The following is an 18,203-nucleotide window of genomic DNA, read 5'->3' on the forward strand; positions in this document are numbered from 1 at the left end:
GCCCCGAAGGCGGGCTCGATCATCGGCGGCGTTAGCCGAACTGTACGGCAGTTTTGTGAATGTCTCCGCGAAGATCACAAATGAACGCGCCCGACACGGGGAGCGATTTGAAGGAAATTGTCAGCATAGGGAAAATATATCGCCGATCCGTCCATGGGGATTGTCTTGAGAGAAAAATAAAAGTTTTGCGACGCCTGTCTGATCTCCCCAGGAACGCTGTCTACCCCGTTCGAGACCCGAGAAACCGGGCTCAAGGTTCTGGGGGCGTTCGATGAGCTACAAGTCTCGACTTCTCGCCGCGGTGGCGGCGCTTTCGGTAATAGGCGGGGCCGGCGTGGCGCTGGCTCAGCCCGCGCCCGCCGCGCCGCTGACCGCGGAAGCCCGCTTCGACATCCCCGCGCAGGATTTGAGCGCGGCGCTGATGGCGTTCTCGCGTGTTTCCGGCGTGGCCGTTTCGGCCGATCCGGCGCTGACCCGTGGTCGCCAGTCGGTGGCCGTCGACGGACGCATGCGCGCCGAGGCGGCGCTGAAGCAGATGCTTTCGGGCGCGCCGCTGACGGCCGAGGTGATCAACGGGGCCGTCGTGCTGCGTGAACGCCCTTTGGCCGCCGCCGATGAGGTCGATGCGCTGATCGTCGTCGGCTACGCGGCGGGCCTGCGCAAGTCGCTCGACGCCAAGCGCGACGCCGACATGATCACCGACGTCGTCAGCGCCAACGACATGGGCAAGCTGCCCTCGTCCAACCTCACCGAGGCGGTCTCGCGTCTGCCAGGCGTCTCGGCGGTGCGCAATCACACGACAGGCGAGGGCGACCGCATCTCGATCCGGGGCCTGGCCACCGAGTACAACGCCTATTCGGTCAACGGCGTGCGCCTGGGCGGCATGGGCTCGCCCAGCGACAACTTCTATCGTGGCGTGCGCTTGAGCTTCCTGCCGGCGGCCGGCGTCGACTCGATCACCGTGTTCAAGTCGATCCTGCCCAATATGGACGGCGACGCCTTGGGCGGTTCGGTCGAGATCCGCACCCCCACCGCGTTCGACTTCAAGCCCACGCACTTGGCGGTGTCGGTGGAAGGCACGATGCTGGACAAGCGCGACCGCAAGAAATCCGGCGAGGCTCAGCTGGCCTTCGGGCGTCAGTTCAACGAGAATCTTGGCCTGTTCGTCACCGCCAGCTACTCGCGCCGCAATTCGCAGTTCGAGCAGGTCGGCGGGTCGGGCGACGACATGCCCCAGCGCTGGTTCGTCACCAACAAGTCGCGCGACTTCGACACCTCGACCTTCCAGACCCTGGGGGTCGAGCTGTCGGCCGGCGAGACCAAGGTCGAGCGCAAGGGCGTCAACGCCTCGCTCGACTGGCGCAACGCCGACCACGAGGTCCATCTGCGCGGCCAGTACAACGTCTATGACGAAACCGAATTCCGTAACCGGCTGAACTTCCGCAACTATGCCGACCGCATTTCCGAGCGCCTGGTCCAGAGGGACAAGTCCCGCACCGACCTGATGACGCCCGACAAGGCGGTCATCGGCGTCGAGAACGGCGTGCGCGTCTACGGCTATTCGGTCAACGACATCGTCGATCAGAACAAGGACGGCCGGATCACCGACGCCGACCGCAAGACCAAGAGCTTCTACAGCCTGGATGGGTCTTCCGGCCTTTGGGACCCGCAAGGCTTCCGGCTGCGTCGCTATTGGGAGGGGGGCTCGACCGAGGGCGTACTGGGCTCCGCCACCCTGGGCGGCAAGAGCCGCTTCGGGGACCTGACCGTCGACTACGACGTCTCGTACTCCAACTCGCGCGACAACATCAAAGACGAGTTCGAGCTGCAGTTCCGCACCGACGCCTATAACTGGCTGGGCAACAAGGGCGTGTTCGTCTCGACCGCCGGCGATCCGCGCTTTCCGAAATGGGTGCTGAACGCCGCCGGCATGGCCGCCGTCCAGGACCCGGCCGCTTTCAAATATTCGGGCATGACCGCGGGCTTTGGCGATAACGAGGAGACGCTCAAGCAGGCCCAGTTCAACCTGGCCTACGTGCCCGCCAGCGACTGGCTGCGGGAGCTGAAGGCGGGCGTGAAGATGTCGGTGTCGGAGCGTCGCAAGACGGGCGGCAGCTTCATCGACCTGACTCGCGACGGGACGATGGCCGACTTCACGCCGTACTTTGGTCAGTCGATCGATAATCTGTTCGGGGGTGTCTATTCGGGTCAGTACCGGCTGGGCGTGACCATCGACACCGACAAGATGATGGCCGAGCTGCGCAAGGCCCAGGACGGCAAGTCCACCTTCTTCGGCGGCCTGGCGACGTCGCCGGACGCGGCGGAGGTCTCCAACGAGGACAGCTGGAACTATAAAGAGACCATCCTTGCCGGCTACGCGATGGGCAAGGCCCAGTTCGGCAAGGCCGAGGTGATCACCGGGGTGCGGGTCGAGAGCACGCGCAACGACATCCAGGCCTGGCTTGAAGACCCGCTGAAGGGCGACACCTTCACGCGCGACAAGTCCGACTTCGTCAATGTGCTGCCGTCGATCCACACGAACTACAAGTTCCGCGACGACCTGATCCTGCGCGGCGCGGTCTGGACCAGCTTCTCGCGTCCGGACATCAACCGCATGAGCTCGGCCAAGTCCTACGGCTACAACACAGATCCGAACGGCGACGGCAAGACCGATCCCAAGGACAAGTGGATCCTGGAAAGCGTCACCACCGGCAATCCCGACCTGAAGCCGATGAAGGCGGTCAACTACGACGCCTCGCTGGAATGGTACAACGGCAAGACCGGCGCCTATTCGGTCGGCGTCTTCCACAAGGACATCCGCAACTTCCTGTTCCGCTCCTCGTCCAGCGTCATCCAGGACGGCACGACCGACAACTACACGGACGGCACGGGCGTCGACATCTCGACGCCGATGAACGGCAAGTCCGCCAAGGTGACCGGCGTGGAGGTCAACGCCCGCCAGATCCTGCACTGGCTGCCGGCGCCGTTCGATGGGCTGGGCGTCGCGGCCAACATGACCTTCCAGAGGGCGCGCGCCGTCACGGGCATCAGCTGGCACCCGGCCGGCCTGGAGCTGCCGCTGATGGAGACACCCTCGCGCCTGGCCAATCTGGAGGTCTTCTGGGAGCGCAATGGTTGGGAGGCCTATGTCTCGTACAGCTACCAAGCCAAGGCGCTGGAGGACATCGAGGACTACGGCAACGACCCTTACGAGCAGGACTACAAGTTTGTCGACCTGATGGTTCGCCGTCACTTCAACGACCGGATGGCCGCCACGTTCAAGGTGCAGAACGCCCTGGACAGCCACACCTACTGGTACACGTTCGGCAAGGCCAAGGGCGGCATCCGCGACTACATCGAGAACGGCCGTTACATCAGCCTCAGCTTCGACTGGAAGCTCTAACCGTTACGCCGGCGGATCGCCTTCGTGCGGTCCTTCGGCGCCGGCGCGCCTGGTCCGCCCCAGGCGCGCCACGTCGGCGCGGCTCCCCTTGGCCGCGCCGACCCCAATTTTCCTGAACGCTTGATCCGAGTGGACCATGACCCAGACCCTGTCCCGCGTCCTTGACGCGTCTCTCAAGCTGGCGGTGACGCTGAGCCGCGGCGCCGCCCTGGCGGCCCTGGCGGCCCTGTCGCTGGGGAGCGCGGCGGCGGCCGAGGGACCGGCCAAGGCCCGCGCGCCGGCTGAACAGGTCATCGCCGGCGGCAAGCCCCAGCGGCTGATCGTCAATCCGACCGAGGATCCCTCGCGCGGCTTCGCGGTGACCTGGCGCATGGAGGCGGGCGCTGGCAAGGGCCTCGTGGAATACGCCGAAGCAACCCCCGGTCCAGCGTTCGAGGACGCCGTCCAGACCGTCATGGCCGACAGCGAGGTGATCCAGTACGTTCCTCGCAACGGCCCGCCGGTCTCGGCGACCGCCCACAGCGCCGTGATAGAGGGGCTGAAGCCTGAAACCCTCTATGTCTACCGCGTGGGCGATGGCCGGACCTTCAGCGCCTGGCGCCAGGTCCGCACCGCCGCGGCGAGCGCCAAGCCGTTCACCTTCCTCTACTTCGGCGACGTGCAGAACGAGGTCGAGAGCCACGGCTCGCGGGTCATGCGCATGGCGCGTCGCCTGGCGCCGGAGGCGGCTCTGGCTCTCTACGCCGGCGACCTGATCAACCGTTCGGACGCCGACCGGGAGTGGGCGGAGTGGTTCGACATGGCCCCGGATCTCCACGCCGAGCTTCTCACCCTGCCCAGCCCGGGCAACCACGAATACGGCCCGCCCGTCGACGGGCGTCAGCCCCTGGCGCCGCAGTGGCGTCAGCAGTTCACCCTGCCGCGCAACGGTCCGGCCGGCGTTTCGGCTCTGTCGGAGACCGTCTACCAGGTCGACTATCAGGGCGTGCGGTTCCTGTCCCTCGACGCCGACGCGATCAGCGACTCTCCGGAGCTCGCCGATGCGACGCTGAAGTGGCTGGAAGCGCGGCTGACCGACAATCCAAACGCCTGGACCGTCGTCTTCCTGCACTATCCGATCTATTCGACCGCCAAGGGACGCGACAACGCCGAGCTGCGGGCGGCGCTGGAGCCCGTGCTCCAGAAGCACGGCGTCGATCTGGTGCTTCAGGGGCACGACCATACCTACGCCCGGGGACGCAAGGGCGGGCCGGTCTATGTCGTCTCGGTAGCCGGGCCCAAGCAGTATGTGGGCGGCGACCGCGAGTGGGCCAGCCGTAAGGCGACCGGCGTGCAGCTGTTCCAGGCGATCAGCGTCGATGGCGGCGAGCTGACCTACAAGGCCTATACCGCGACCGGCGCGCTCTATGACGCCTTCCGGCTGAGCAAGCCGGTTCGCGGCAAGCCCGCTCGCCTGATCGACCTGGCGCCTAAAAGCGCCGAACTCGACCTGAAGCGCGCGCCGTGATCCGTCGCCTCGCCCTACTGACCCTGCTGGGCTTGGGCCTGGCCACCGGAGCGCGGGCGGCCGGACCGTCGGAGCGCTGCGCCGACACGCCCGCCATGGCCGCGGCGCTCGCGCGCCTCGCCAGGCCCGACGCTGGCCTGATGATCGCGGCTCACCGCGGCGCTCATAGCCGCGCCCCGGAGAACAGCTTGGCCGCCATAGAGGCCGCCATCGCCGAGGGCGCGGATATCGTCGAGATCGACATCGCCGTCACCCAGGATGGAACGCCGGTGCTGATGCACGATCGAATGGTCGACCGGACGACGACGGGGAAGGGCGGCGTCGAGGACAAGACCGCCGCGGAAATCGCGGCGCTGCGGCTGAAACGGCCCAACGGCCTCGTTGGCGACGAGGCTCCGCCGACGCTGGCGCGGGCGCTCGCCCTGGCCTGCGGGCGCATCCTGGTCGATCTTGACCTGAAGAGCGACCGTCTGGGCCCGATCGTTGAGACGGTCAACGCGTCCGGCATGCGCGCCACCAGCCTGTATTTCGACAGTGACCCGGCCGTCCTGGCGCGGGTGAGGGCGTTGGATCCGGGCGCGCGCTTGATGGTTCGCCTGACGACGGATTTGCCACTGGCCGAGCTTTTGAACAGCGCCGGCGCGGCTCAAGTCGTTCACGCCGATCTCGAAAGTCTGACGCCAAAGGCTCGCGCCGATATTTCCAAGCGAGGTCTTCGCGTCTGGCTCAACAGCCTTGGAGACGCCGACGCGCGGCTGATCGCGGGCGACCCCGGCGGCGTCGAGGACTTGCTGGGCCTGGGCGCGACCATTCTCCAGACCGATGCGGTACCCGAACTCGCCGCCTTCAGGCGCTAGCGGCGAGGGGCGCTGGGGGAGGCGGCTATCGGATGTCGCCGTTCCGCGAGCGACCCCATGGCGGCGAATGGCGCGTCACCGCCAATCGCCATGACCTGGGGAGCGCGGAACAGGCGCGGTCATGGGTTCAGCCGCCAGCGCCCACGCGGGAGAGCCGCGCCTGCATGCGCTGCCAAGTGCTCAGCTTGATGGGTTCGCCTCGGCGGAGCTTGGTCCAGGTGGTTTCGCTGATTCCGTAGACATGGGTGAGGTGTTCACGGGTGATGGCGGGCAGAGCGTGCTTGAGTGTCTCGAAGCGCTCGGGGGTGATGACGATGGTGTCGGTCACGCTGAAATCCAACGGTGCGGGAAGGGACGCGGCCGGCGCTAAGGGGGGAGCGCCGACCGCTGACGATCGTCGGGGACTCCGCGATCGTTACTAGTGGGCCGCCACGGCGGGCTTGCGATAGTCGAGGGCGGGCGGGCGATCGCCGAGCATGGCCTTGTAGGTGAAGTTCGGGCCCCGTCGTTCGTTCAGCTCGGCCTTGGCCTTTTTGACGATATCCGGGTTGGCGAAGAGATCCGCGCCCGTCAGGGCCAGGGTCTTGGCGGCGTTGACCGCGCCCTTCACGCCGATCGACGAGCCGGCGGCGGCGACGTTCTGCCAGCTATGGCCGGCCGATCCCGGCACGAAGGTCGCCGTGCCCAGGCCCACGGTCGGGGTAACCCAGCTGATGTCCGACACGTCGGTCGAGCCGCCGCCGCCTTCCAGTTCGACCTTGTAGGGCTCGACCGTCTTGACCGTGTCGATCGACGGCGGATTGACCAGCGAGGTCTGGATTTTCTTGGCGAAGGCGACCTCTTCCGGCGTCCAGGTGATGCCCCCGACCTTGCGCAGGTTGGCGTCCATCACGCGGCCCAGGGTGTCGTTGGGGAGTAGGGCGTAGACGCCGCCGGTGATCTCCTTGTCGACCGTGGTGCCGGTGGCCAGGGCGGCGCCCTCGGCGGCCTTTTCGACCCGCGACCAGACGTCTTTGACCACGGCCGGATCGGGGTGGCGGACGTAGTAGTAGACCTCGGCGAAGTTGGGCACGACGTTGGGGGCGGTGCCGCCGGCGGTGATCACGTAGTGGATGCGGGTCTTGTCGGGCGTGTGTTCGCGCAGGAAGTTGGTCGCCACGTCCATGACCTCGACGCCGTCGAGCGCCGAGCGGCCCTTTTCAGGCGCGCCGGCGGCGTGGGCCGAAACGCCGTGGAAGCGGAACTTGCCGCTGATATTGGCCATCGACACGCCCTGCACGGCCGAATTGCTATTGGCCGGGTGCCAGTGCAGCGTGGCGTCGACGTCGTTGAAGAGGCCGTCGCGGACGAAATAGACCTTGCCCGAGCCGCCTTCCTCGGCGGGCGTGCCGTAGACGCGCAGCTCGCCCTTGATGTTGTTCTTGACCATCCATTCCTTGAGCGCGACGGCTGCGCCGACCGAGGCGGCGCCGAAGAGGTTGTGGCCGCAGCCGTGGCCGGCGATCTGCCCAGGGATGCCGGTCTTCACGGGATCGGCGGTCTGCGCGAGGCCGGGCAGGGCGTCGAACTCGGCCAGGATGGCGATGACCGGACCGGCGCCGTTCTTGTAGCTGGCGACAAAGGCCGTCGGCTCGCCGGCCACGCCCGCCTTCACCTGGAAGCCGGCGGCCTTCAGCTGATCCTGCAGCACGGCGGTGCTCTTGGTCTCCTGATAGCCGACCTCGGCGAAGCCCCAGATCTTCATGGCCGCGTCCTTGATGTTCGCCGCGTCGGCGTCGACGAGCTTGAGGATCTGGGCCTTCTCGGCCTCGGTGACCGGCTTGGCGAAGGCGTGCGGCGCCAGGACCCCGCTCGCGATCGTGGCGGACAAGAGGGCGAGCTTGAGGGCGGGCATCTTCATTGGAACGTTTCCCCGAGGAAAAGGCAAAGGATCCCGCCGTCGGACAACGGAACGGAGGCGGTCGATCTGTAAGACGCAGCACGACGCCGCGACCTCACCTCATGCTCGAGAAAACTCGCGCGCCGTGTTCAGGCGCCGCGCGAGGGGCGAACCAGCTCGATCCGCCGGGCGTCGCTACGCGCGACTTCCACGAGCCCATAGGTGCGCAGCGCCGCGACAAACGCATCGACCTGGCCGGTCTTGAAGACCCCGCTCACCGGGGTCGCGGCCAGGGCGGGATCCGAGACGTTCAGCTTGCGCTCCGAGAAACGATTCATCTCGGCGATCACCGCCGAAAGGGGCTCGCCGTCGAAGACGAGGCGGCCTTGCAGCCAAGCCGCCTCCTTGGCGGTGTCGACGGTGTTGATCGTCCAGTGGGCGCGATCGGCGGCCAAGAAGCGCGACCCGGCGGACATCTCGACCTGGCGCGGGCCCTTGGGTGAAGCGCCGGCGATCCGCACGCGGCCCTCGACCAGGGTCACCGATAGCCTGCCGGGCTCCAGCCGCACGTCGAAAGCCGTCCCGACGGCGGTGACGGACTTGTCGCCGGCGGCGACGACGAACGGACGAGTCTCGTCCTTGGCGACCTGGAAGTAGGCCTGCCCCTTGAGTAGCGTCAGCCTGCGCTCACGATCCCAATGATTGACCCGGACGGCGGAGTCGGTGCTGAGGGTCACCACCGAATTGTCGGCTAAGCGGAACGTCGAGCGCTCGCCCACGGCGGTGGTGAAGACCGGCTCGTCGGGGACCGGCGCGACGTCTTCGCCGCCCGCGAACCGGCGCCAGCCGAAGGCCGCGACGCCGGCGAAGGCCACCAGGCTGGCCGCGGCCAGGCCCAGGTTGCGCCGGCTGACCAGGCGCGGCCGCGATTCGTCGAGGCTCAGCGCGTCGGCCCGCAGCGCCGCGAGGGCCGGGTCGTCCTCCAGGCTGGAAAGGCCATGCCAGGTGGCGCCGACGGCGTTCCAGGCGTCGGCGTGCCGCGCGTCGGCGCTGAGCCAACGCTGGAAGTCGCGTCGTTCATGGAGGGTGACATCGCCGCCCTGCAGCCGCGCGAACCAGGCGGCCGCCGCGCTAGCCGGGTCTTCGGGTCTCTCTTGCTCCGACGTTGTCGACGTCATCCTGGTCCCGCAGGCGTTCGTGCAAGTGCCGAAGCGCCTTCATCACGTGTTTCTCGACAGCGCTGACGGAGACACCCAGGCGCTGGGCGACGAGCTTGTAGCTCATCTCCTCGAAGCGCACGAGGATGAAAACCCGTCGCGTACGTTCCGGCAGCGCATTCAAGGCCGCCATCACCCGCGCCACCTGTTCGCGTCCCTGTAAGACGCGCTCGGGAGACATTTCATCAACAGGGTGATGCGTTTCTTGCAATTCGCAGTGATCGGAGCGGCGGCGAGTGCGATCTCGGCGACCGCGGTCGATCAGGACATTGGCCGCCACCTCGAACAGGTAACCCTCGACGTTGTTCACGACGGGGGCGGGCTGGCGCTTTTGGATTCGCAGGAGGACCTCTTGCACCAAGTCCTCGACATCGGCGGCCGGCGCGCGACGCGAAAAGAAGGCGCGCAGCGCGGGGATGAAGCGCGTGCCACTGTCGACCAGGGTCGCCGCGTCCCCGGACGCTCTCGACGTTTTGACGCCCCAAATCATTACTACCGCCCCGACATGCGACAGTTAGGTGAAATCCTGCTTTCCCGTCTGTCAAGCCGCCGGCGGGCGACAGGCGCGAACGCACGCGAGCTTTGACAGGTTGCCTAAAGCCTGTGCAGCGCGCGATCTTGGGGGGCGGGCGGCGCGGACTTTGGCATGGACGCCCGTCAAAATAAGGCATGGTCCGCGCCCTCGACGGTGCGAGATACAAGCCGCCGGGGAGGTCGGGAGTCGCTGTTGTTCAGGTCCAGAGCGTTGGGAGCGCCGCGTAGGCGCGGCCTCGTCACGGCCCTGCTCTGCGCGGCGGCCGTTGGCGTCTTCGCGCCAGCCGGGGCTCTGGCGGGGCCGGGCCCATTATCGGACGCCCGCCGTTTCGACCTGCCCGCCCAGCCCTTGAGCCAGGCGCTGAACCAACTGGCGTTGCGCAGCGATCGCGAAATCCTGTTCTCTCCGACCCTTACCCTGGGACGCCGGAGCCCGTCCCTGAGCGGGACCTTCACCGCGGAGCAGGCCTTGGCCCGACTGCTGGCCGGTTCGGGTCTGACCTTTCGGCTTGAGGGGCGCAGCTTCCTGGTGGTGCCGGCGCCCAAGCCGCGCGAGGAGCCGGAGGCGCGCCCTTCGCCGGTCGCGCCCCCCATCGATCTGGACAGTCTGGTCGTCACGGCGCTGAAACGCTCGAGCCTGGTCCAGCGGACGCCCGTCAGCATGGTGGTGGTCGATGGCGAGCAACTCTCGCGCATGGCGATGGCCAATATCGAACAGGCCGCGCCGATGCTGCCCGGGTTGAAGCTGATCTCCACGGCCTTCGGCCGGCGTCTGGTGCTGAGGGGGGTCCACGGAGCGGGCGAGGCCACGACCGGCCTCTACTACGACGAAACGCCGATGACGGGTCCGGTGGGCACCACGGCCGACCCAGGGGTCATGGCGCCGGAGCTGGCGCTGGTGGACGTCGATCGGATCGAGCTGCTGCGCGGTCCCCAGGGAACGCTCTACGGCTCGGGCGCCATGGGCGGAGCCCTGCGCATCCTGTTCAAACGACCCGATCTCGGCGGCGACACCGGCTTGGTCGGCGTCTCCGTCGCGAGCCTCGCCCATGGCGGACGGTCCGCCAGCGCCGCGGCGGTGTTGAACGCCGTGGTGGTCCCCGACGCGCTGGCGGTGCGCCTGACGGCCTATGATCAGCGCCAACCGGGAGTGATCGACAATATCCGGCTGGGCCTTTCCGACGTCGACGACTCGCGCGTGCGGGGCGTTCGGCTGGCCGCGCTCTGGGAGAAGAGCCCGCGGCTGTCGGTCCTGGTCTCGGGCTCGCATCAGTCCAGCCATCGTGGCGACATCTCCGCTTGGAACGACACGGCCGGACCTTGGCGCACGGTCCACGCCGGACGCGCACCCTTCGACGGCGACATCGATCTGGCCTCGGCTGTCGTGAAGTGGCGCGGAGACGCCGTCGATATCACCGCCGTCTCGTCCTGGTATCGCTGGAAGCTGGTGCGGCGATCCGACTATAGCGGCGTCTTGCTGGGTGAGCGGACCAGCGCCGCCGGCTGCAGGCGAATGTTCTCGATCGCGGCGGCCTGCAGCGGCGCGCAGATGGCCGGCTATTCGGCCTATGTCGACAGCGTCTATCCGGCGATCCTAAACCAGCCCGCCGACCTCACCGCTCGGATTCACGAAATCCGCGCCGCCTCCATCGGCTCCGGACCCCTGCGCTGGAGTCTCGGCGCCTACAGCGAGGTCCGCGAGGACTATATCGACAGCCAGGTCCGCCACGTCGACCCCGCGACGGGCGGTCCGGTCGAGCCGACGGTGTTGATCGGGCGGCGGGACATCGAGAACCACCTGTCCCAGCACGCGGTCTTTGGCGAGGCGTCTTACGCCGTCGCGCCAGGCGCGGAGCTGACGATCGGCGCGCGACGCTTCGACTACGTCAAGCGAGACCGAGGCGCGGTGCAGATTCCCAACGTGATCTCGGGCACCTGGATGGACTACGCGATCGACGCCCGCGCCCGCGAGCGGGGCTGGAGCTTGAAGGCGCTGGCCAGCCGCGAGTTCGCCCCGGGCCTGTTCGGTTACGCCCAGATCTCGCAGGGCTTCCGCCCTGGGGGCGTGAACGTGGTGCCGGGCCTGCCCGAAACCCTGGCCGTCTATCGATCCGACAGGCTCGACAACGCTGAACTGGGCCTGAAGAGCCAGAGCGCCGATCGCCGCCTGGCGCTGAACCTGGCCCTGTACCGCGCGCGCTGGCGCGACATGCAGTACGCGGCCCAGACCCAGAACCGGGCCTTCAACTACGTGACCAACATCGGAGCCGCCCGCATCCAGGGCCTCGAGGTCGAAGGAACCGCGCGGAAGGTCGCCGGCTGGGACCTGGCGGCCAGCCTCACCCTGACGGACGCGCGGCTGACCGCCGACCAGGTGGCCAACAGCGCCATCGGCTTGGGGCTGAAAGGCGATCGGCTGCCCAGCGTCCCGAAGGTCTCCGCCTCGGCTTCGGTCGAGCGGCGCTGGACGCTCGCCGACGCCTTGACGGCCCGACTACGGTTTGACGCCCACTACGCCGGGGTGGCGCGCTCGGCCTTCAACGCCGGCAACGCGGACTACCTGAAGATGGGCGGCTATGCGGCGTTTGGCGTCAGCGCCGGCCTGGAGAACCGCGCTTGGAGCGCTGACCTGTCGGTCGAGAACCTGCTGGATCGGGCGGGACGGGCGTCGGCGGCGCGGAACACGTTTGGCCCCGTCGAGTACTTCGGCATCATGCCGCGCGCCGTGCGACTCTCGCTTGAGCGCCGCTTCTGACCGGCATCTTTTTACCGGCCAACGGTGAGGGAACCTCTGGGGCTTGCGTCTGATCCTACAGGCCGCCGTCGAGCGGACCGACAAGAGGGGATCAATATGATGCAGTTTCGCGGCCTTCGGGCCTTGGCCCTGGGCGCCAGCGCGCTGAGCAGCCTGGTGGCGGGCCACGCGCTCGCCCAGCAAGCGTCCGACAGCGCGACGATCGAGGAAGTCGTCGTCACCGCGCTAAAGCGCTCGACCACGGTCCAGACCACGCCGATCAGCGTCAGCGCGGTCACCGAGAAGTCTCTGCAAGCTCTGGGCGCCTCGGGCATCCAGGACTATTTCCGCACCGTTCCGAACCTGCAGGTCGACGGTAACTCGCCCACCAGCCGCCGTCTGACCCTGCGCGGCGTGCGCAGCGCCGGCGAAGCCACGGTCGGCCTCTACTACGACGAAACCCCGCTGACCGGTCCGGCCGGCACGACGGCCGACGCCAGCTCGACCAGCGCCGACGTGAACCTGTTCGACGCCGAGCGCGTCGAGGTGCTGCGCGGGCCGCAGGGCACGCTGTACGGCTCGGGCTCCATGGGCGGCACGCTGCGCGTGATCCTCAACAAGCCCGACAGCAGCCGCTACGCCGGCGCCGTCGAGGCCCAGGGAACCAGCACCAAGGGCGGAAACGCCGGCTATTCGGTGAAGGGCATGGTCAACGTGCCGCTGATCGAGGACAAGCTGGCCGCGCGCCTGGTGCTCTACAAGACCGAGGGCGGCGGCTATGTCGATGACGTCCGGCTGAACAAGAAGAACATCAACGATCAGCATTCCAGCGGCGGTCGTCTGATGCTGGGCTTCACGCCCACCGATAACCTGACGATCAACGCCTCGGGCCTGTTCCAGAAGACCACCCTGGACGGCCAGAACACCTGGTACCCCGCGCTGGGCAAGGAAGAGTACAGGACCAATGCTCGGGTCATCGCGCCGACGAGCGACAACCTGCGGCTCTACAACGTCACGGGCAAGTGGGACCTGAGCTTCGCCACGGTCACGGCGACCTCATCCTACTACAAGTGGACGCTGCTGCGGAACTCCGACTACAGCCCGACGCTGTCGGGCAGCCGCGCGAGCGCGTCCTCGTGCCGTAACTGGGTCGCCGGCGGACCGGCTCCCGCCGGCTCGACGAACCCGGCCTGCACCGCGGCCCAGTTGACCGCCTACACCGCCTACGCCGACAGCCGCACCCCCGGCGCGCTGTACCAGCCGATGGGCCTGACCTCGTGGAACCACGAGTTGCGCGCGAACGGGTCGCTGTTCGACGACAAGGTCGACTGGACCGCCGGCGTCTATCTCGAGAAGCGTGACGACTACATCGAGAGCAAGGTCGCCAAGGGCGACGCCACCACCGGGATCATCAACCCCAACGACCTGACCGCCTGGCGCCATGTCGGCACCGAGACCAAGCAGACCGCCTTCTTCGGTGAAGTCTCGTACAAGCCCATCGAGAAGCTGACCCTGACCGGCGGCCTGCGCCGCTTCAAATACGACAAGACGGTCTCGGGCCAGGTCCTGATCAGCAACTTCATCACCCAGTCCTACGTGGGGCCGGCTGCCCAGGTCGACGCCAGCGCCGACGGCTGGGTCAGCAAGCTGAACGCCTCCTACCAGGTGACCTCCGATGTCATGGTCTACGCGGTGGCGGCCAAGGGCTTCCGTCCGGGCGGCGCCAACAACGTGCCGGGCCTGGCCAGCGCGCTGCTGGCCTATCAGCCGGACAGCCTGTGGAACTATGAAGGCGGCATCAAGAGCCAGTGGTTCGACCGTCGCCTGACGCTGAACGCGGCGGCCTATCAGATCGACTGGTCGAACATGCAGATCTCGGCCACCAGCGCCAATGGGGCCTTCAGCTACCTGACCAACGCCGGCAAGGCCAAGATCAAGGGCTTGGAGATCGAGGCCACGGCGCGTCCGATCGCGGGTCTGACGATCAGCGGCACCGCCGCCGTCGTCGACGCCAAGCTAACGGAGGACCAGGCCAACTCGACCATCCTGATCACCGGCTCGACCGGCCTGCGCGGCGACGAGTTCCCGAACGTGGCCAAGTACAGCGGCTCGGCGTCGGTTGAATACACCTGGCCTCTGAAGGGCGACCTCAACGGCTTGGTTCGCGCCGACTACGCCTATGTCGGCGAGTCGGCCTCGCAGTTCCGTCCGACATACGTCTACTACGAGAAGCAGGGCGACTATGGCTACGCGAACATCCGCGCCGGTGTCGAGGGCGCGGACTGGGGCGCCTATGTCTTCGTCAACAACCTGACCGACGAAGTCGGGCTGATGAGCGTGACCTCCGCGGTCAACAACCCCAAACAGGTTGTCAGCATCAGTCCGCGCACGGCCGGCTTCCAGGTCCGCAAGCGCTTCTAAGTCTCTGGGCGGGCGGACATTGTGTCCGCCCGCCCTTATCATTGCTCCTGTCGCGACCGACTGGGCGGTATCGGCTTCGACGGACCTAGACCGGCGTGGCCTAGCGTCGACGTGCGACGAGCGCCCAGAGAAGGGCGGCGATCGAGGACGCCAGTGCGGCCGCGCCAATCACGTCCCAGACGCCATCGCCCAGCAGGGCGGTGACAAGACCGAAAATGCTGAGCGCGGCGAGGGCGATCGGGACGCGGAAGACCTGCCACAAGTTCAAATGCTGGCCGCTTGGCTTCATCCGGCGCGCTTCCGCTTGACCAGCCAAAGATACAGGCCGGATCCCAAGATCACGATCGTGGCGATGTCGAGCAGGGCCCACAGCACCTTGAGGCCAAGTCCGCCGTAGTCGCCAAAATGCAGCGGTTGCGACAGCGACAGCGCCTTCACATACCAAGGCGTCGGCGCGACGGCCGCGAGCTGGCCGGTGCGGGCGTCGATCAGGGCCGGGGTGGTCAGGTGCGCGGTCAGCGGCGAGTCGCCGTGGAAGAACACCGCGTAGTGGTGGTCGGTTGAATAGCTGGAGCCAGGGAAGGCCACGAACTGCAGCCGCATCCCGGGGAGGGCCGCCCTGGCGCGGTCGACGGCCGCTTGCAAGGAGCTGCGCTGGCCGAGGGGCGCGGGGGCGTCGTAAGCCTGGGTCAGCTCCCTGAGCGCCGTGTTCTTCCAATAGTCGATGATGGGCGTCGCCAGGGTGTTGACGACGCCGGTCGCGCCGACCACCAGCACCCAGGCCATGGTCACCGCGCCCAACAGGTTGTGATAGTCCAGCCAACGCGTCCGGGCCTGCTTGCTGGCCCGCACCGCGCCGAACGGCAGGCGGCGCATGAACGGCGCGTAGAGCACGACGCCCGAGACCAGGGCCGCGATCAATAAAAGGCCCATTCCGCCCAGGAACAGCATCCCCGGCAGTCCCAGGAACATGTCGGTGTGCAGCTGGAGCAGAAATTCCATGACCGGATGACCGGCCACCGACGGCGCGGCGTCGCCGCTGGTCTGGTCGATCGGCTGGAAGCTGTAGACGCCGGCCTTGGCGCCGGGTTGGACGCTAGTGACGTTCACCACCGGCCGGTCCTCGTCGAAGCTCATGAAGGCCGGAACTTCGCCCGGCTTGCGAGCCAGGGCGGTCTCCAGCACCTGGTCGAGGTTCAGCTTGGGCCCGTCCGGACGCGCCGGCCGCCAGGGCTCGCTCAGCAGGGCGTGCTCGATCTCGTGCGTGAACACCAGCGGCAGGCCGGTGACGCACAGCATCAGCAGGAAAGCGGTCGAGACCAGGCTCGACCACTTGTGAACCCACGACCAGGCGCGGAGCGTCCGGGCCCTCATCCGGTCTAGAAGTCCGCGCTGACCGACAGGCGCAGGGTGCGCGGCGCGCCCAGCGTCAGGTAGTTGGCGCCGGGATAGCCGCCGACCGCGACCCACTGGTCCTTGCCGGCCAGGTTTTCGACGCGGGCGCGCAGGGTGATGGACCGGCCGCTCGCCTCGAAGGCGTAGCGGGCGCCGGCGTCGAAGCGGGTCCACGCGTCCAGGCTGACGGTGTTGCTAGCGTTGGCTGGCTGCGCGCCCGTGTGGGTCATGCGACCTTCGACCGTCAGGCCGTCGACGGGTTTCACGTCCCACTCGACGTTCAGGTTGGCCTGGAACTCGGGCACGCCGATCGGCGACTTGCCGGCCAGGCCCGGGGTGAGGGCGCGGTTGACCTTGGCGTCCAGCCAGGTGGCGCCGCCCAGCAGGCGCAGGCCCTCGGTCGGTTGGCCATGGACCGTCAGTTCGACGCCCTTGTTCTCCTGCTCGCCGCCATCGGTGTAGCGTCGGCTGGCGGTGTCGAAGAACTCGCTGGGCTGGGTGGTGCGGAAGAGGCTGACCGCGCCGCCGAACGCGCCGGCGTCGTACTTGGCGCCGATCTCGGTCTGCTTGCCGCGGAACGGCGAGAGAATCTCGCCGGCATTGGCCACGACCACGCCGTTCACCTGGGCCGGCGCCGTCTTTCCAGGAACGAGCGCCTCGGCGTAGTTGGCGTAGAGCGAGACCTTGTCGCTGGGCTTGAACACCGCAGCCAGCGCGGGGGTCGTGGCGTGGCCGTCATAGGCCGCGCTCCGCGCGCCAGTGTTGTAGTCGTACGAGCGGGTCTGGACGTCTTGGTAACGCACGCCGACGGTCAGCAGCACCCTGTCGTTCAAGAACGACAGGGTGTCGGCGACGGCGACGCCCCGGTTCTTGGCGCGCTCGGTGACATTCGGGTCGGACTTGGAGCCGCCCACGAAGAAATCCGGGTTCGGCGCGGGCGCCGCGACGGGCCGGTAGAGGTTGCTGGCGAAGCCGGCGAAGTTCGAGAAGGCGTAGGCGTTCCGGGACTTCAGGCTCACCGAGGTCGCCGAGGCGACAAGGGCGTGGGCGACGGGCCCGGTCGCGAACTTGGCGCGCAGGCCGGCGTCGGCCGAGACGACGGTGTCCTTGCGGACATTGTCGAAGCGATAAGCGCTGAGCGTACCGTCCGGCTGGGCGGTCGGATTGGCCAGCACGTTGTCTTCCTTGCCCTTGCGGCCGCCGACGGCGGCCCAGGCGCTAAGCGTGTCGGTCAGGTCGAACTCGCCGCGCGCCGCGCCAAACAGCTGGCGCTCGTCGGTGTAGGTCCAGGGCTGGGCGAAGCTCTTGCCGGCGTCCGGCGCCTTGGGGATCGCCCCGGCCGGGGTAACGGTCGGGCGCGGGGCGTCGATGTGATGGTCCTGCCAGCCCAGGTCCGCCGAGAAGCGGGCGCGGTCGCCGCGGCGGTCCAGGCCCAGGCCGACGACCTTCAGGGAGCGCTTCTCGTCGTCGACCGCCGTCTCGCCATCGCGCACGGCAAGATTGGCGCGCACGCCGTAGGCGTCGTTTTCGCCGAAGCGGCGGGCCACGTCGGCCGAGCCGTGGACTTGGCTCCCGCCATCCCAGCCGGCGGTGAGGCGGGTCAGCGGCGCGGTCGGGGCGCGCTTGGGCATCAGGTTGAAGGCGCCGCCGACGCCGCTGCCGCCGGGCGCCGCGCCATTCAGGAAAGCATTGGCGCCGCGGAACACGTCGACCCGCTCGATCAGTTCGGCCGCCACGAACTGCCGGGGCAGGACGCCGTAGAGGCCGTTATAGGTCATGTCGTCCGAGTAAACGGGGAAGCCGCGAACGATGTACAGTTCCTGGAAGTTGCCGAAGCCCTTGGAGACGCGGACGGTCGGATCGTTCTGGAGCACGTCGGCGACGCTGCGCGCCTGCTGGTTGCGAACGAGGGCCTCGGTGTAGCTGGTGATCGCGAACGGCGTGTCCATCGTGTCGAGCGTACCCAACAGGCCGACCCGCGCGCCCTTCGCGATCTGACCGCCAGCGTAGGCGGGCGGCAGGCGCACCTGCGAGCCGGTGATGATGACCGTGTCCACCGCCGTATCGTCGGCCTGGCGGGCCAACGCGGGACCTGCGAGCGCGGCGCAGACCAGGGATGACGACAGCAGCCAGGCGAGACGAGGGGACATTGCAAAACCCAATATTGCGAGTGCGTCGCAATATCCCTGCCGGCCTTCGCTTTCAAGGCTTCTTTGTGGGCGTTGTCGCGCGGCGGCGACGAGTGACTGAACGAAG

General features: G+C 67.8%; 12 protein-coding genes. 5 read left to right on the forward strand and 7 right to left on the reverse strand.

Features of this window, described 5'->3' with window-relative positions; all coding sequences use genetic code 11:
* Nucleotides 1-271: 271 nt before the first annotated feature.
* The 3 genes from J2728_RS06450 to J2728_RS06460 all read left to right on the forward strand — a co-directional run bounded on the left by J2728_RS06450 (nucleotide 272) and on the right by J2728_RS06460 (nucleotide 5,767).
* Nucleotides 272-3,403: a TonB-dependent receptor gene (locus J2728_RS06450; RefSeq protein ID WP_309997640.1), complete on the forward strand. Its 3,132-nt coding sequence runs from the start codon at nucleotides 272-274 to the stop codon at nucleotides 3,401-3,403.
* A 136-nt stretch (nucleotides 3,404-3,539) separates the two neighbouring features.
* Entirely contained in the window at nucleotides 3,540-4,910 is a 1,371-nt protein-coding gene (locus J2728_RS06455) for a purple acid phosphatase family protein (protein ID WP_309997642.1), read from the forward strand.
* A complete protein-coding gene (locus J2728_RS06460; protein ID WP_309997644.1) occupies nucleotides 4,907-5,767 on the forward strand; it encodes a glycerophosphodiester phosphodiesterase family protein in 861 nt (286 codons plus the stop codon). The genes J2728_RS06455 and J2728_RS06460 overlap by 4 nt, the downstream gene beginning before the upstream one ends.
* A gap of 127 nt (nucleotides 5,768-5,894) precedes the next feature.
* Here J2728_RS06460 and J2728_RS06465 read toward each other — a convergent pair whose 3' ends face one another.
* From J2728_RS06465 to J2728_RS06480, 4 genes are all read right to left on the reverse strand, one after another.
* Entirely contained in the window at nucleotides 5,895-6,095 is a 201-nt protein-coding gene (locus tag J2728_RS06465) for a hypothetical protein (RefSeq protein WP_309997645.1), read from the reverse strand.
* A gap of 90 nt (nucleotides 6,096-6,185) precedes the next feature.
* Complete coding sequence (locus J2728_RS06470) at nucleotides 6,186-7,667, reverse strand: amidohydrolase (protein ID WP_309997647.1); 1,482 nt, start codon at nucleotides 7,665-7,667, stop codon at nucleotides 6,186-6,188.
* Between the two features lie 128 nt (nucleotides 7,668-7,795).
* Entirely contained in the window at nucleotides 7,796-8,824 is a 1,029-nt protein-coding gene (locus J2728_RS06475; protein ID WP_309997649.1) for a FecR family protein, read from the reverse strand.
* Complete coding sequence (locus J2728_RS06480; protein ID WP_309997650.1) at nucleotides 8,778-9,353, reverse strand: RNA polymerase sigma factor; 576 nt, start codon at nucleotides 9,351-9,353, stop codon at nucleotides 8,778-8,780. The genes J2728_RS06475 and J2728_RS06480 overlap by 47 nt, the downstream gene beginning before the upstream one ends.
* A gap of 237 nt (nucleotides 9,354-9,590) precedes the next feature.
* Between J2728_RS06480 and J2728_RS06485 the strand changes: the two genes are divergently transcribed.
* Nucleotides 9,591-12,152, forward strand: coding sequence for a TonB-dependent receptor (locus J2728_RS06485; RefSeq protein ID WP_309997651.1), 2,562 nt, complete (start codon nucleotides 9,591-9,593; stop codon nucleotides 12,150-12,152).
* A 96-nt stretch (nucleotides 12,153-12,248) separates the two neighbouring features.
* Nucleotides 12,249-14,552 (forward strand): TonB-dependent receptor, encoded by a 2,304-nt coding sequence (locus J2728_RS06490; RefSeq protein WP_309997653.1) that lies wholly within the window; start codon nucleotides 12,249-12,251, stop codon nucleotides 14,550-14,552.
* A gap of 100 nt (nucleotides 14,553-14,652) precedes the next feature.
* On the opposite strand, the gene J2728_RS06495 is transcribed toward J2728_RS06490, so the two are convergent.
* The 3 genes from J2728_RS06495 to J2728_RS06505 are packed head-to-tail and all read right to left on the reverse strand — an operon-like array spanning nucleotide 14,653 to nucleotide 18,097.
* Complete coding sequence (locus tag J2728_RS06495; protein WP_309997654.1) at nucleotides 14,653-14,841, reverse strand: hypothetical protein; 189 nt, start codon at nucleotides 14,839-14,841, stop codon at nucleotides 14,653-14,655.
* A complete protein-coding gene (locus tag J2728_RS06500; protein WP_309997656.1) occupies nucleotides 14,838-16,022 on the reverse strand; it encodes a PepSY-associated TM helix domain-containing protein in 1,185 nt (394 codons plus the stop codon). Before J2728_RS06500 ends, J2728_RS06495 begins: the two co-directional genes overlap by 4 nt.
* The gene (locus tag J2728_RS06505; RefSeq protein ID WP_309997658.1) at nucleotides 15,932-18,097 is read right to left on the reverse strand and encodes a TonB-dependent receptor; all 2,166 of its coding nucleotides are present in this window, start codon (nucleotides 18,095-18,097) and stop codon (nucleotides 15,932-15,934) included. The genes J2728_RS06500 and J2728_RS06505 overlap by 91 nt, the downstream gene beginning before the upstream one ends.
* Nucleotides 18,098-18,203 lie beyond the last annotated feature (106 nt).

The organism is Caulobacter segnis (assembly GCF_031454995.1).
Lineage (GTDB): Bacteria > Pseudomonadota > Alphaproteobacteria > Caulobacterales > Caulobacteraceae > Caulobacter > Caulobacter segnis_E.

Bases quoted from the DNA above. Each gene is read 5' to 3' on its own strand.
- J2728_RS06495 (WP_309997654.1), bottom strand. From the start codon at position 14,841: ATGAAGCCAAGCGGCCAGCATTTGAACTTGTGGCAGGTCTTCCGCGTC.
- J2728_RS06450 (WP_309997640.1), top strand. From the start codon at position 272: ATGAGCTACAAGTCTCGACTTCTCGCCGCGGTGGCGGCGCTTTCGGTA.
- J2728_RS06475 (WP_309997649.1), bottom strand. From the start codon at position 8,824: ATGACGTCGACAACGTCGGAGCAAGAGAGACCCGAAGACCCGGCTAGC.
- J2728_RS06470 (WP_309997647.1), bottom strand. From the start codon at position 7,667: ATGAAGATGCCCGCCCTCAAGCTCGCCCTCTTGTCCGCCACGATCGCG.
- J2728_RS06455 (WP_309997642.1), top strand. From the start codon at position 3,540: ATGACCCAGACCCTGTCCCGCGTCCTTGACGCGTCTCTCAAGCTGGCG.
- J2728_RS06480 (WP_309997650.1), bottom strand. From the start codon at position 9,353: ATGATTTGGGGCGTCAAAACGTCGAGAGCGTCCGGGGACGCGGCGACC.
- J2728_RS06490 (WP_309997653.1), top strand. From the start codon at position 12,249: ATGATGCAGTTTCGCGGCCTTCGGGCCTTGGCCCTGGGCGCCAGCGCG.
- J2728_RS06505 (WP_309997658.1), bottom strand. From the start codon at position 18,097: ATGTCCCCTCGTCTCGCCTGGCTGCTGTCGTCATCCCTGGTCTGCGCC.